Origin of the sequence: Halioxenophilus sp. WMMB6 (assembly GCF_033283405.1) — a bacterium.
GTDB lineage: Bacteria > Pseudomonadota > Gammaproteobacteria > Pseudomonadales > Cellvibrionaceae > Halioxenophilus.
On record NZ_JAWMQR010000006.1, the window covers coordinates 246,554 to 261,088 of the forward strand.

Below are 14,535 nucleotides of genomic sequence, written 5' to 3' on the forward strand. Positions count from 1 at the left end.
CTGGGTGGGGAGAAGCCGTACGATAAAAGTCTGCCGCACGGGCTCTACTTATTAAACGATTCACCTAACCCACGATCGATGCGCCACCATCCACCACAATAGATTGGCCATTAATAAACGTCGCTGCCGGCGAGACTAAAAACAGTACGGTATTGGCGACATCTTCGGGTTGGCCAATACGGCCGGAGGGGGTGCGTTGGGCGAATTGATCGTACATATCGGCCAGGGCGCTGGTCCCCTCGGTCGCGACAATTCCGGGTAGCACCGCGTTGACCCGAATACTGCGGCCCGACAGATCGACCGCGGCCGAGCGGGTTAGGGCATTGACCGCCGCCTTGGATGAACAGTAGTGGGCAATGCCGGGGCTGGTCGGCCGCAAGGAGACGTTGGACGATATGTTGATGATAGCCCCACCGGCCGGCATCACTTTCGCCGCTGCACTCAGATAGCCAAAGGTGGCCATCAAATTGAGCTGTAAGGTTGCTTGAAACAGTTCCGTGTCGAGATCCGGAATGGCTTGCCCGCGGGGGTAGATGCCTGCGTTATTAACCAAAATATCCACCCGTTGATAAGGGCGCAACGCCACCTGTAATACCTCGTCAATACTTGCCGGGTCGCTCACATCTGCCACCACCGTGGCGATTTCACCACCGGCCTGGCGGATGATCGACTCGGTTGCAGCGAGTGCATCGGCGTCGCGGTCAACCGCGGTAACCACCGCGCCGGCTTGTGCCAATGTTTTCACAATCGCACGGCCAATGCCCGCGCCGGCACCGGTAACAATCGCGGACTTGCCGGTTAGGTTTAATAGATCAGCCGTGGCAGCCGTTGCCGAGCCGGTAGCAGCTTCCTGGCCGATCATGCGTCACATTCCTTTGGCCCACCAGAACCCATATATTTCGCTAATGAGCGTTGGAAGTTGATAATCGAGGCCTCCCAATAGGGATTGGGTCTTAACACCAGACCGTCGGTTTTCAACCCCTTTTGCACATTGGGCATATTGCCAAAATCCTGGGCTAACAGCAGACCCCAGCGCTCTTCTGTGAACTCAACCTCATGTTCAATTTCGGGCTTGGGCTCTTCGCCTTTCGGGTAACGCTCCAGGGCAAATACTTCGAACAGACAGCTGTCTGGGTCAGTGCCATCCGGGCGTGCCCGGAAGCCCAAACAGAAGGTCACATTGGGCAGGATGATGGTATTGGGGAAGACATTCCAGTTGATGCCCCCTTCAATTAATTTTTCACGATCAATCTCGGGCCAGCTAACACCGCGCTCTGCGTCAATTTGATGGGCGATCTCCATCAGCTTGGTGCTAACCTCGGTGGGACTGGCGCTCTCGGGTAATACATCAAAGAGTTTTTCGGCGGCGGCAATAAAGGAGTCGGTGGTATTGGCGTTGCATACCTCCTTCTGTTGTTTAACGGCACCGAGGGCGGCGGCGCGCAGGTCCATCCCCTCTTTGCTATTGACCGAGGTGCCGATGCCACCGCCGCCGGCTTGAGCCTGGCCAATATTACTGTGCAATCCAACGGCGCGACTCCAGATGCGGGCATTGCCGTAACGCGACAACATGGGGTGGGTGGTGGCGGCGTGGTAACCTTCGTTGAACGCCTCAACGGCTACCTTCCAGTTGCACGCTACCTTGGCGGCTTTGCGCCATTTATAGCGCATGCCACCAATATCGAATTGATCCAGATAGTAGGGCACTTTATCCAGAAATTCCTGCAGGGGCTCGCATTCGTTATTGAGGTTAACGAATATAAATCCGCCCCAGCGATCGACATTAACCGGCATCAGACGCACGTCGTCGGTATTAAAGCCCTCGCCAAAACTTTCCTGATCGTAAATTTTGGCGATCTCACCGTTTAGATGCCACTGCCAACCGTGGTACTTACAGTGAAAGCGTTGCGTCGAGCCACAGCCCTCGGTCAATTCCCGGCCGCGATGCAGACAGGCATTGCGGTAGGCGGAGATCTCATCCTTGCCCGAGCGTACAATGATGATTGACTGATCATGAATCTGGTAGGTGAAATAATTGCCCGGGTTGGGTATCTCTTCCTCGCGGCAGGCGACCTGCCAGACTTTCTTCCAAAGTCGATCTTTTTCCGCCCGCGCGTACTCCTCAGAGATATAGGGCTCAGCTGAGAGTGTTACGCTGACGCTATTGTGTTGTTCGCTAATCGGTGGTTTTGAGTTCACTGCTGTACCCTCGTTTATATATCCACTTTGGCAAATAAAAGTATTTAATGTTAATTGATCGCATTGGCGGTTAAGCCGTTATTGCACTGCTTACTTTAATTCGTTGTTGGAGAACTAAAGGTTGTAATCTATGCGCAAACCAAATGTTCTCGGAGGGCCGTAGGAGACACCACTGGCGAAGGGGGTCTCCAATAGACTTTGTAGCACTGCCTCATCACTTAAATTACGTCCCCACAAAGAGAGCCGCAAATTGGGCAGCTTTGCTGGCGTAAAGGCGAGCTCGGCATCCCAAAGGGTGTAAGAGTCTTGTGCGATGGCGCCAGAGAGTTCCAGGTTGTAACCGTCGTTATAGTAGGCCGACGTGTACAGGTTGAAAGATCCGATATTCGTTTCCCTCTGATAATTGGCATTGATAAACCCGGTAAATTCCGGCGATCGAATCAAGTCGTAACCACTTGCGTCAAAATCGACGAGCACGTTGCCACCCTGTTGCGGCCGCCACTCGTTGGCGGTAGCTCCAGGAAATTCGTCGTAGGTGGCATCGAGATAGGTGAAGCCCGCCGCCAGTGAAAGTGCTTTCAAAGGTTTCCAGGTGGCATTAAATTCCAGGCCGGAAATGGAGGCCTTGGCGGCGTTGTCGGTGACGTAATTGGGGGCTTCGTAGCGGGCAACCTGCAGGTCGGTGTAGTCGTAGTAGAACAGGGCAGTGCTTACATCCAAGCCTTTAGTAACCTTACCCTTGTAGCCCACCTCAAACGAAGAGAGCTGCTCTGGGTCCACCGGGTGTTCATCGGCCGCAGCCACGTTCAGGAAGCCACTCTTAAAGCCTTCACCGTAGCTGGCGTAGATATTGGAGGTGTCGTTCAGGGCATAGGTAATGGTGAAGCGCGGTGTAAACTGATTAAACGAGGCGGTATTAAAAGGCGAAGCGACAATCTCAGATGAGCGTGGATCTGGCCAGTTGGAGTAGACATCCTGCTCTTCATTACTGTAGCGACCACCGGCCACCAATTTTACGCGCTCGCCCAGGTCGTAGGAGAGTTCCAGGTAGGCGGCGTAAATGGTTTTATCGATATAGCCGTAGGTATACTGCACCGGCGTCATCAGCGCGTCTGCCTCGGAGAAGGCTGGCGCCGGCAGTGGGTTAAAGGCGACGCTAAAGGTATTGGGCAGGTACTCCTCGCGGCCATCCAGGTAGAACAGGCCACTGGTAAACTGCCAATTACCATCCAGGTCGGAGACAAAGTTGAGCTCCTGCACGACAAAATCCTGATCCAGATCCACTGTCACATCGGCCAGATGGAAGAAGGTGTAGTCGACATCGACATCCATATCGATGGTGGCGTCGGTGTAGGAGGTGGTGCTGCTCAGGGTACCCATTGGCAATTGAAAATTGGCCCGCAGACTCGCGCCCCGGGTTTTAAAATCGGTATCGACCGGGCGACTGGTGGCGGTCTCAAACTCATCCGGAGTGGGCACTGGGTAGCCGGCAGGCAGTGCGGCGGCGGCCAGGTAGCCGATCGAGCGATTATCGTAGGCGACGCCACTGTAGGGGCTGCTGTCCTTGCGCTCCGACTGAAAGGCGGAAAAGAGTAGCGAAATGTCGTCGGTTGGTGCCCACAGTAATTTACCGCGCAGCACGGTGGAGCGCAGGCCTTTATCCTCACCACCATAGACCAGGTCGTCGCGCAGGCCATCTCGATCCTGGCTGGAGGCGGCGATGCTGATTGCCACACTGTCGGAGACCGGCGTGGCAAAATAGCCGTTCAGGCTGGCGTCGTTGTAGTTGCCGTAACTGGCACTGAAGCGGCCAAACTGTTCATCCAGGCTGGGGGCAAAGGTATCAATAATAATCGCGCCGCCGGTCGCGTTCTGGCCATAGAGTGTGCCCTGTGGCCCCTTCAATACCTGCACCTGGGAGGCATCGGGCAGATCCATCAACTGGCCGGGTTGGGATGGCATATAGACGCCGTCTAAATAAAACGCCACATTGGAGCTGTCACCGGCACTGGAACCCTGGGACGATACCCCGCGAATGGCCGGCTGTAAAAAGCCGCCATTGAAGGTTAGTTCCAGGCCTGGTGTCACCCGTTCCAAATCTGCGGTTGAATTGATGCCAGAGCTGATCAAATCCTCCGCCGACAGGGCTGTAATCGAGATGGGTACGTCGACCAGACGTTCTTCCCGCCGTTGTGCGGTAACCACAATTTCCTCCATATCCAGCACGCCAGACAAATTTTGACTGTCTGTCTCTGCTGCTACGCTCTCCTGGCCGCTGGCCAGGGTGCTGTAGGCGGCAGCGATACTCGCCGCCAGCCATAGATTGAGTTTGGGTTTAACTGACATAATTCACCTCGGCGCTCTTCAATTATTATGTTTATGAATTTTTATCTAACTTCTTTCGTGGCCTGGTAAGCAAAAATTAGCAACGAATAGCTGTTATGGTTTCGGCTTTCATAAGTGGACTATCGTGTTCACTAAACACAAATTGCCACTCCAATTTAGCGAAGCCGGCGTTCAATTTATTGATCTCACCTCGCATTGGCACGGACCAGACGTCCGGGGAAATTCCCCGTCGCTTGGCCATCGCGATAGGTGATTTCACCGGCAACAATGGTGGCAACGTAACCGTCGGCCTTTTGTATCAAGCGCCGGCCACTGGCGGGTAGATCGAAAGCTACCCTGGGGGCGTGCAGGGATAACTGCTCAAGGTCGATAATGTTCAGGTCTGCCTTTAAGCCCACCTGTAAGCGACCGCGGTCATCCAGGCCGATGGCGTTGGCCGGGTCACTGGTTAATTTTTTAATCGCCTGCGGCAGGGGTACATTTTTCTTGGGGTCGGCATGGTCTACCCAATGGGTTAAGAAGTAGGTGGGGTAGGCCGCATCACACACCATGGAGTAGTGGGCACCACCGTCACCCAAACCCAACACCGTGTGGTCGCAGTGCAGCAACAGCTCGCCAACACCCTCAAAAAGGTCACCGTCGCGATTGGCCGAAGGTCGGTACAGTAGTGCGTGGCCGTTATCTTTTAACAGCTCGTCGTAGATCACTTCCATTGGATCTAAACCCAATGCCCGTGCGCGGCCGGCGATACTGTCGGCCATGGCTGGGTGATAGTTGGGTGGATCGCCAAGGGGGAATAACCAGTTGGTATCTTCCACCACGGTTTTAAAGTAGTCGTGTGGGTCGTCTGCCTGTTCCGACAACAACTGCTTGCGAAAATCCAGGTCGCGCATGGCCGCGACCTTTTCAGCTAGCGGCAAATGCTCAATTTTTCGAAAACTCGGGTGAAAGGCAAACGGGTGTAGCGAAATATTTAAGCCAATCAAAATGCCCACCGGGCGCGGAATAATCTGCCCTTGGATTTTATAGCCCTCGGCGGCCAAGTCGTTGAGGCTGGCCGCGACCTTGCGCCAGGCATCGGGTTGGTCGACGCTTTTCAGCAGGGAAAAGGTGATTGGACGTTGACAGTGGTCGGCAATTTCCCGCAGAAAGCCTACCTGCTCCTCCGCGGTTTGTTGAGCATCGCACAGCAGCTCGAAGACACCGGTGCCGGCATCGCCCAGGCCGTCGGCTAGAGCCATAATTTCGCGTTCATCGGCAGTTACCGATGGCGCCAGGCGACCATCGCGAAAACGATGGGCATGGTTGCGCGTGGTGGAGACACCAAAGGCTCCGGCTTGTATGGCCTCTTTGGTCAGCCTGCGCATGGTGGCCAAGTCCTCTTCGGTGGCCGGTTCACCATTGGCACCGCGCTCGCCCATCACATAAACCCGCAGAGGGTTATGCGGCAGCTGGGCAATAAAATCGATATCGGCCTGGCGCTGATCGAGCGCATCCAGGTATTCGGGAAAGGTCTCCCAGTTCCAGGGAATGCCTTCGGCCATGGTCTCCATGGGCACATCTTCTACCCCCTCCATTAATTTCATAATCAGCTCGCGTTGATGGGGCGCTGCCGGCGCAAAACCGACCCCGCAATTACCCATCACCACGGTGGTGACCCCATGGCCGGAGGAGGGATTAAGAGTATTTTCCCAGGTGATCTGCCCATCGTAGTGGGTATGGATATCGATGAAGCCGGGCGTTACCATCTTGCCCTTAGCGTCAATTTCTGTGTGGCCCTTGCTATGCACCTTGCCTATCGCAACAATTTTGCCGTTTTGCACAGCGATGTCCGCAGTAAATGGCTCGCCACCGGAGCCATCGATTACTGTGCCGTTACGCACAACCAAATCAACAACTTGCTCAATCACGTTTAACTCCAATTATTATTTTCATAGCGATGAATCAGCATTGAGTATTGGTTACCTTTTTGGCCCAAACCAGAGCCTGCGTTTGGGTTAATAGCCAATGCACTGCTATAGATTTTTATTCCGTACCAGGTGCAGATTCCATAACGTTTCTGCTTAGTTATAACAACCAATCTGAACTGCTAAATATCGATTTTCTCGAGAGGTTTCTTGCCCCACTCCAGCTTTTTTCCCAAACGATAATCGCCGGCGATGGTGGTGCGATACATCATTCGTTCTTCGTTGACCGGCACCCCGGTAGCACAGTGCAGAACCCGCCAGTTATCCCACAACACCATGTCGCCCTCCTGCCAGTGATGGAAGTAGGCGAAGTCTTCGTTGGTGCAGTAGGCGGCAACTTCCGATAATAAGGCGTCGCCTTCAGGGCCACCTATCTCGTAAATGCCGTGGGCAAAGCCGGGTGAGACGTTTAAGATTTTTCGGCCGGTCTCTGCTTGGGTAAAGACCATCGGGTGCATTACCAGCGGCCGGTCGTAAACGTTTTTGATGATGTCGTTAAAGGAGTTGGCGCCTCTAATAAACTTAACTTTTTTCACGCCAGCAAATTTAGAGTTTTCCAGATTGATGTCGGGCGAATAGACAACGTGCAGATTTTCAATCTCTTTTTGTAAATAGCTGGGCAGCTTGTCGTAGGCCAGTATCTGATCGAGAAAGCCGGTTATGCCGCCGTGTTCGGATAATTTGGCCGGGCGCAATATGCCACCGCGATTAATTTCATCGGTGTAGATCAGATCGGTATGCCAGGGAACCCAGCCACCCAAACGTTCACCATTCACCTCGTAGCAGGTGCCGTTGTCGGGAAAATATTTTATTTTGACCAGCTCTGGGTGGTCTTCCACCCAGGTTTGGGGATAGGGAAATCGCTCCAGTGGCCCGACACAGCGGCTAAGCTCCAGCTGCATCTCGTGAGAATTTTCACCCTGAAAAAGAATTACACCGCGGTCAATGAAGAGGTCTTTGAGTGCTTGCCGAACATTGCTTTGATCAAGCATGGCCAACGTTAAGCCTTTAACGATTGCGCCAAAAGGTAGAGAATCTTGAAGCTCTGTAACCTCGACAGAATCCAGCAGCGTGAGGGTATTGGTCGTACTTACCATAGATCAGCCCACCATCTTAGGAATAGGTGCAACACCTTGGCGAGTCAGGCGGCGTTCTATGAGTTGATGCCAATCTCGGCTGCCGGTGTTGCTGAATTATTGTTTTGGTTAGTTTGGCAAAGGGCGGCAGGCGCTACATCAGTCAAATGCACTAAACGGCCATATTTTTTTGCAAGAGTTGGAAAATCCTGGGCATCGGCTCTGCCAGTCGATCGCTTGCAAGGGGTGGGGTAGCGCCTTAATCGTCGGCCGCTCTGGCGGGGTTTTTGGTAAAATATCCAGCAAAACAATGGGTTATGATGTGGGGTTGAATCGGTGCTGGGCGGTCGGAACGGCTCAGTAAGAGCCCACCGTATGCATAATCAGGCTGATCAGTTGATGCTGTTTATGGGTGCCGGTTTTTGAAAAAATTGAGCTGAGTTGCGCTCTAACCGTACTTTTGGAGCGGCCCAAATACTCAGCCGATTCGGCCAGGCTGTCACCCATAATCAAGCGCTCAACCAATAGCGATTCGGCTGGTGTAAAGTCGAAATAGCCGGCAATCACCTCGGCTGATAAGTTGGGCTTTTCGTTTTTATCGCGAATCACCAGTGATACCAGGGGCCCGTCGCTGTCGCCAAATTCTGGCGGCATGGAAAATGTATTAATCATTACCAATAGATTGTTATCGCCATCCCGGGTGGCAGGTACCTCAAACTTGTAGCTCTCTTCCTCGCTGTCTATGTCGAGTAGACGAGCAATGGTTGTTTGCAACTGGGCGTTGGCCTCTTTATCGAGAAAGACCAATTTACCCTGTTTGATACCGATGCCATACTGGTTTTTGATTAACCGAGCAGCGGCTGAGTTCAGCATCATTACCTTGTTTTCATTATTTAATTGAACTATTTGCCCGTTACTTTTTAGCACTAAAAATCCAAAGCCGAGTGTGGTGGTGGTTTTATCGCTTAGGTAGATCTGGCGTTTCTGGTTGACCAGGCAACCGTAAATTGCCGCGGCTGCCTTCAGGTGCGGGTAGAGCTTTTGCAACGCCTTATGGTCGTCTTCACTAAATTCTGACGGGTGTGAATAGCGCACCAGGCGGAAGTAAAAGTGTGTGCCTGAATCTTCGTCTTTGATATTTATCGCCAAAATATCCGTTGTTTGCCAGCGATTGTGGAATTCCAGGTAGCCATTGAACTGGTGGTATCGCTCCGGTTGTTCTCGTATCCCCTTTAACGAACAGATTTCTCCGTCCGTCAGCTGCAGAAACGGCGAGCCATGGTAGGTCTCGACGATCTCGGCGGGGGTAGAGACCGTGCGCTCCTGGGAGATAATTAGGCCGGCGTCAGCCTCGGTGGGGGTTCTTAAAAAAAGGACACAGTTTTGGCAGTCGAAAAAGCGCTCCATCGCCCTGAGAAAGGACTCCCAGGGTGGTTGCTCAACCAGGGTTTGTGACAAGACCAGTAGTAGATCTTCGAAATTATTATTCATCTTTTTAATGCCAGAAGTTATCAATACATAGCCCCCGAAGCTGTTACTTGGTCCTAGTGCTCTTGCCAATATATGACGCATGGTTAGTTTTTGGTTATGGCTTCACTGCCAGAAACAACGCCGGTCAGGGCCTCTCAGCATGTTATATCGCGACCGCCCCCTTGGTTCCTTTGCGCTGTGAGTGGTTCGGCTATTTAGTCAGCGCGACTATTCTGATTGCCTTCAAACCCGATAAATACCGGCTAAGAATTCAGCATTAGCGCTGTTTATTGCATTAATTTATCTCTCCTTGATCGGCTCTTTTCGGGCGCTGCTTAGCCCGCCAACCGCTCCCCTCGGAAACCGTGTTGAATCTATTTTCTAACTTTACTATTTGAGGGAAATCAAGTATACATCCCCTTGTTAAAAATTGACTATGCGTCAGTTATTGGTTCGATTACATTAAAGCCGCCTGGTTCATTATCACAATAAAACATGTAGGACTCCCATACAGTCTTCCACAGCAGGAGATCAAACCAATGCAAATCGATATTAATAAGCAGCTGCGCGATGCTGCCAAAGATCCCGAGATGTTACGCAAAAGTATAGCCGGTGCTCACATTGTGCCGCTGCTGATGAGCTATGTTCACCTGACGGGGGATACCGCCTACTTTGAGCAGGTACGTCCCTATATCCATGGTGGTTGGGATTATCAGCAGGAGATTCCCACCGAGCTGCAAACTAAAATCCGCGCCGACCTGGTGGCCGCCATTGAGCGCCTGGCCGAGAGCGGCGGGGTAGAGCACCACAACCCCTCTGCCGGGGAGTTGAAAACCATGCTGGATGTCGCCTGTGGTGCCGATGTACCCGATATGTATCTGCCTATCTTTTACGAAGAGACCTGCCTTGGCGGCGTCGATTATCGCGCGGTGCAGTGGCACAACGCGGTATCCGATGAGCAGAAAAACGCATTTCCGGTGGTTATTGCCGGTGCGGGCTTCTCTGGCCTGGTGATGGGTGTGCGCCTGAAGCAGGCGGGTATCCCCTTTACCATTATCGAGAAAAACAGCGAGGTGGGCGGCACCTGGTATGAGAACACCTATCCGGGCATTGGTGTGGATACCCCCTGCCACTTCTACTCCTTCTCGTTGATGCCCAACCCGGAGTGGCCCGACTACTTCAGTAAAGGCTCGGAAATTCAGCACTACCTGGAACATATCGCCGACCACTTCGGGCTGCGCGAACACATCCGCTTTAATGAGGCGATTGAGCTTGCCAGTTACGATGAGAGCAGCTGTTGCTGGCAAATAAAAACCGTGGCTGCCGGTGGCACCGAGAGTAATTTATCCGCGCGTGCGTTTATCAGTGCCGTGGGCGCCCTCAACAAACCTTCGGTACCGAAGTTCCCTGGCATGGAGAGCTTTAAAGGGCCTATGTTCCACACTGCCCGTTGGGATCACAGCGTCGATCTGACCGGCAAAAAAGTGGTGATGATTGGCACTGGCGCCACCGGCATTCAGGTGGGGCCGGCCATTGTTGACCGGGTAAAATCGCTGACTATTGCCCAGCGTTCGAAACATTGGATCATCAAACACCCCATGTATCACGAGGGGGTTCCAGAGGCGGTAACCTGGGCCAGTAAGCATATTCCCTACTACCTCGACTGGTTCCGCTTTGGCCTGTTCTGGGCTGCCTCCGACGGTTTCTACGATACCCTGCGTATCGACCCCAACTGGACCGATCCGGTTCACTCGCTCAATGCCGAGAACGCACAGATGCGCGAGGATCTGATCAACTACGCCAAATCCCAGGTGGGCGATCAGACCGATATTCTGGAAAAAACCATTCCGGAATATCCGCCCTTTGGCAAACGCATGTTGCGCGATAACGACTGGTACAAAATGTTGTGCCGGCCCAATGTGGAGCTGATTAATAGCGGGGTCGACCGGATTGAAGAAGATGGTGTAGTCATTGCCGGCCGTAAATATGAAGCTGATGTTATTGTGCTGGCCACCGGTTTTGAAGCGCACCGCATGCTCGGCTCGCTGCAGGTGGTGGGCCGCAATGGCGTGAGTATTCGTGACTGCTGGGGCGAAGATAACCCACGCGCACACCTGGGTATTACCGTGCCTGGCTTCCCGAACTTTTTTGCGCTCTATGGACCCAACACCAACCTGGCTCATGGCGGCAGTGCCTTTTTCCACAGCGAGTGCCAGGTGCGCTATATCTCCGATGCCTTGCGGGTGATGTTGGAAAATGGCTATAAAGAGTTAGAGGTAAAACAGGAGCCCTACCTCGCCTACAACCAGAAGGTGGACGAAGAGCATAAGCAGTTAGTATGGTCTCACCCAGGTGTAACCAGTTGGTATAAGAATAAACAGGGCCGGGTAATTCTCAATTCGCCGTGGCGCTTGGCGGTTTACCGGCAATTCACAGCAGAGATTGACCTGTCTCAATACTCTACTCAATAAGCGGCAGCACTCTGCAGTGGTAACCCTTCGAATAGAGTTAACAATGAATGGTTGCCACGGTAGGTGCTTAAAAGGAGAAAGATAAAATGGCCAACGATAATAAAACCAAACTGGAGTCTGTTCCCTTTCGAATTGAAAACCCGGAATTGATTCCCGCCCGGCGCTACTACGACGAAGCGTTTTTCAAACTGGAACAGGAGCAGCTCTGGCCGCGCGTCTGGCAGATGGCCTGCCGCCTGGAAGAGATTCCTGAAGTGGGCGACTATGTGGCCTACGATATTCTGGATCGCTCGGTGATTGTGATTAACAGCAGCCAGGGTGTGAAGGCCTTTCTCAATGCCTGCCGGCACCGCGGTGTAAAACTGGCCAATGGCCCTGGCCAACTCTCCGAATCCGGGTTTACCTGTCCCTTTCACGGCTGGCAATTTAATGAGCAGGGTCGCTGCACTTTTGTCTACGGCCGCAATATCTTTTCTGAATCGCTGCTGGAACAGTCCGAGATCGATTTAGTGCCCGTACGCCTGGAGACCTGGGCCGGTTGTGCCTTTATCAATTTCGACAACGACGCCGTGCCGCTGCGCGACTGCCTGGGCCCCCTGGCGGATCGCATTGATGCCCGTCACGCCGAGAAGCTGCGTATGGATTGGTGGTGTGGCACCGTGTTGCCCACCAACTGGAAGCTGGCGATTGAGGCCTTCCAGGAGGGTTACCATGTGATGCAAACCCACCCACAGCTGCACGAGCTTACCTATAAAGCCAACCGCAACTATGGGCCGGATGCCGACGGCAAAGCAGTTAACGAAAATCTCAGCGCACGCGAGGTGGCCAACCTCAATGCCGATTTCCTGGCGCGTCTAAGTGCCGGCATGGACGGAATGGTCCATAAAACCGAGATGGAGGTGATTGAAAAGCTGCGTCATATGGAGCTGCCCGACGACCCCGATCTAGCCGCGCAGATGTTCTACGGCACAACCTACGCTGAAGTGGCAAAAGATGCACTGGCCCGCGGCGTGCCCATGTTTGATATTTTGCAGGTGGTGCAGGATCATCAATTCAGCCCGGTGGAATTTACCTTTCCCAACTTCTTTTTATTGCCCATGGTGGGCGCTATGTCCTCCTATCGCATTCGGCCATTAACGCCGGAGACCTGCCTGTTTGAGATATGGTCGCTGGTGATCCCTCCCGAAGGCGATGACCGCGAGCCCCCCGCTGAACCAACCATGCTGCCCTACAATTCGTCTCAATTCCCTGAAATTCCCCGTCAGGACTACTCCAACCTGCCAATTCAACAGCTGGGTTTGCATAACATGGAGTTTTTACGGATTGCCAAAGGCGGTGAAGGCCTGCCGGGAGAGGGGATGATCAGCAATTACCAACGCTTAATTGATGGTTATCTGGCCGGCTTGGCGGCGAGTGATCTGGTGGATGCTTATCAAACCGCCAGCGGCGCCTTCGATGCCCCGATTAAGGATATTCACTTTAAAGGGTGCGATTAACAGTGAATAGCTTCAACCAGGCTGAACTAAAAAAGTGCTTTAACAAGTTGTTTTTACAGGGCTGATTCCAACAGCGTTAATGCAACGCGGGCACAGCCTGCCGCAGCCGAACCCGAACCCGGAGGCAAAAAGTACGGGTTCGGTAATGCGGATAAACGCGGCGCTTAAGATCGGTGCTGCCCGCGAGATAACCTTACCGGTATCGCTATAGCCTGCCCGAAGCGTCTCAAGAAATCTCTCCTTCTTTGATAAAGCCAATTCCCTTGCGCTGACCCACAACGCGTAGAGTGCCCCCCGAATCCTAAATGGCGTGATATTGGTGTACCATGCTTTGCACACTCGCTGGTGCTTGCGATGGCTAATTGCCACTATTGCTTATTAGTTTTCACCGTATTGAACAAAAATAATAACGCTGTACAGCTATCTCGCGCAGAGAAGTTAGATCACCAAGAGAAAAACAATGACCGATATTAATAATAAAACCGCAGTTATTACCGGGGGCGGCACCGGCATCGGCCGGGGCCTGGCGTTGGCGCTGGCCCGTGAGGGTACCACCGTGGCTATTGCCGATATCATGATTGCTAACGCCCAGCAGGTGGCTGACGAAATCAACGGCAGTGGTGGCCGGGCGCTGGCGCTGCACTGTGACGTCTGCGACCGGGCCTCCATCCGCGCGATGAAGCAGGCGGTCAACACCGAATTGGGTGAGGTGCAACTGCTGTTTGCCAATGCCGGGGCCACCTCGTTTGACCCTTTGGTGGAGATGACCGATGACGACGTTGACTGGATTGTGCAGGTCAATTTAATGGGGGTGATGAACACTATCCGTGCCTTTTTGCCGGATATGATAGCCGCGGGCATTGGCCACATTACCGCCACCGCCTCCATGGCCGGGCTGTTGCCGGGCTGGGTGCCGCAGCATGTGGTTTACTCCGCCGCCAAGATGGGCATTATCGGCCTGATGATGAACCGGGCCATGGAGATAAACGCGCACGGCATTCACACCACCACCTACTGCCCGGGTGGAGTTAAAAGCGGCATGAAAGAGCGCAACGGCCTCTACCGGCCGCCACAATTTGGTGGCCCACAGCCACAGGCGGCGGTGCAGGTGCCGGAAAAATCCTTTAAAGATAATCCGTTGAAGTTCTACACCCCGGAAGGGGTCGCCCCCATGGTATTGGCCGCCGTGCGCAATAACCGCCCCTTTGTTTTCGATCACGCCGAACAGCGCCAGGCGTTTCGCGATACCTACTCCAGTGTGATTGAAGCCTGCTTTGACGATATCGAACGTTATGAGCAGGAACAGGGTAGGCCGCCGCTGGCGGAGGATTAGCACGCTACCTGTGGCAGGCCACAACCTGTTGTAGAGGGTGCATTAAACTGTGCAGCGGAGCGTGATTAAACGTTCAACGGCGTAGCAAGGTTTCTAGTAAAAAAAGGGTTGCTATAACAGGGTTGCGATAGCCGGATTGAGATAAAGTGCAGAGCCCGCAATAAACAGCAGGGAAGT

The 14,535-nt window shown here is 53.3% G+C and carries 9 protein-coding genes; 3 read left to right on the forward strand and 6 right to left on the reverse strand.

What is annotated here, in order from left to right:
- Positions 1–64 precede the first annotated feature (64 nt).
- The 6 genes from SBL51_RS15660 to SBL51_RS15685 form a co-directional block, all read right to left on the reverse strand.
- Positions 65–862 carry an SDR family NAD(P)-dependent oxidoreductase gene (locus SBL51_RS15660; protein WP_317932016.1) on the reverse strand — a complete coding sequence of 266 codons (798 nt, stop codon included), beginning with the start codon at positions 860–862 and terminating at the stop codon, positions 65–67.
- A complete protein-coding gene (locus tag SBL51_RS15665; RefSeq protein WP_317932018.1) occupies positions 859–2,199 on the reverse strand; it encodes an aromatic ring-hydroxylating dioxygenase subunit alpha in 1,341 nt (446 codons plus the stop codon). The genes SBL51_RS15660 and SBL51_RS15665 overlap by 4 nt, the downstream gene beginning before the upstream one ends.
- Positions 2,200–2,313: 114 nt before the next feature.
- On the reverse strand, positions 2,314–4,545 hold the full coding sequence (locus SBL51_RS15670; protein ID WP_317932019.1) for a TonB-dependent receptor: 2,232 nt from the start codon (positions 4,543–4,545) through the stop codon (positions 2,314–2,316).
- A 185-nt stretch (positions 4,546–4,730) separates the two neighbouring features.
- A complete protein-coding gene (locus SBL51_RS15675) occupies positions 4,731–6,455 on the reverse strand; it encodes an N-acyl-D-amino-acid deacylase family protein (RefSeq protein ID WP_317932021.1) in 1,725 nt (574 codons plus the stop codon).
- A 179-nt stretch (positions 6,456–6,634) separates the two neighbouring features.
- Positions 6,635–7,609 carry a TauD/TfdA family dioxygenase gene (locus tag SBL51_RS15680; protein WP_317932024.1) on the reverse strand — a complete coding sequence of 325 codons (975 nt, stop codon included), beginning with the start codon at positions 7,607–7,609 and terminating at the stop codon, positions 6,635–6,637.
- Positions 7,610–7,945: 336 nt separating this feature from the next.
- On the reverse strand, positions 7,946–9,079 hold the full coding sequence (locus SBL51_RS15685; protein ID WP_317932026.1) for a helix-turn-helix transcriptional regulator: 1,134 nt from the start codon (positions 9,077–9,079) through the stop codon (positions 7,946–7,948).
- Positions 9,080–9,597: 518 nt separating this feature from the next.
- Between SBL51_RS15685 and SBL51_RS15690 the strand changes: the two genes are divergently transcribed.
- From SBL51_RS15690 to SBL51_RS15700, 3 genes are all read left to right on the forward strand, one after another.
- Complete coding sequence (locus tag SBL51_RS15690) at positions 9,598–11,529, forward strand: NAD(P)/FAD-dependent oxidoreductase (protein ID WP_317932028.1); 1,932 nt, start codon at positions 9,598–9,600, stop codon at positions 11,527–11,529.
- 86 nt (positions 11,530–11,615) lie between these two features.
- A complete protein-coding gene (locus tag SBL51_RS15695; RefSeq protein ID WP_317932029.1) occupies positions 11,616–13,025 on the forward strand; it encodes an aromatic ring-hydroxylating dioxygenase subunit alpha in 1,410 nt (469 codons plus the stop codon).
- A 460-nt stretch (positions 13,026–13,485) separates the two neighbouring features.
- Positions 13,486–14,358 carry an SDR family oxidoreductase gene (locus tag SBL51_RS15700; RefSeq protein ID WP_317932030.1) on the forward strand — a complete coding sequence of 291 codons (873 nt, stop codon included), beginning with the start codon at positions 13,486–13,488 and terminating at the stop codon, positions 14,356–14,358.
- The last annotated feature ends 177 nt before the right edge of the window (positions 14,359–14,535 follow it).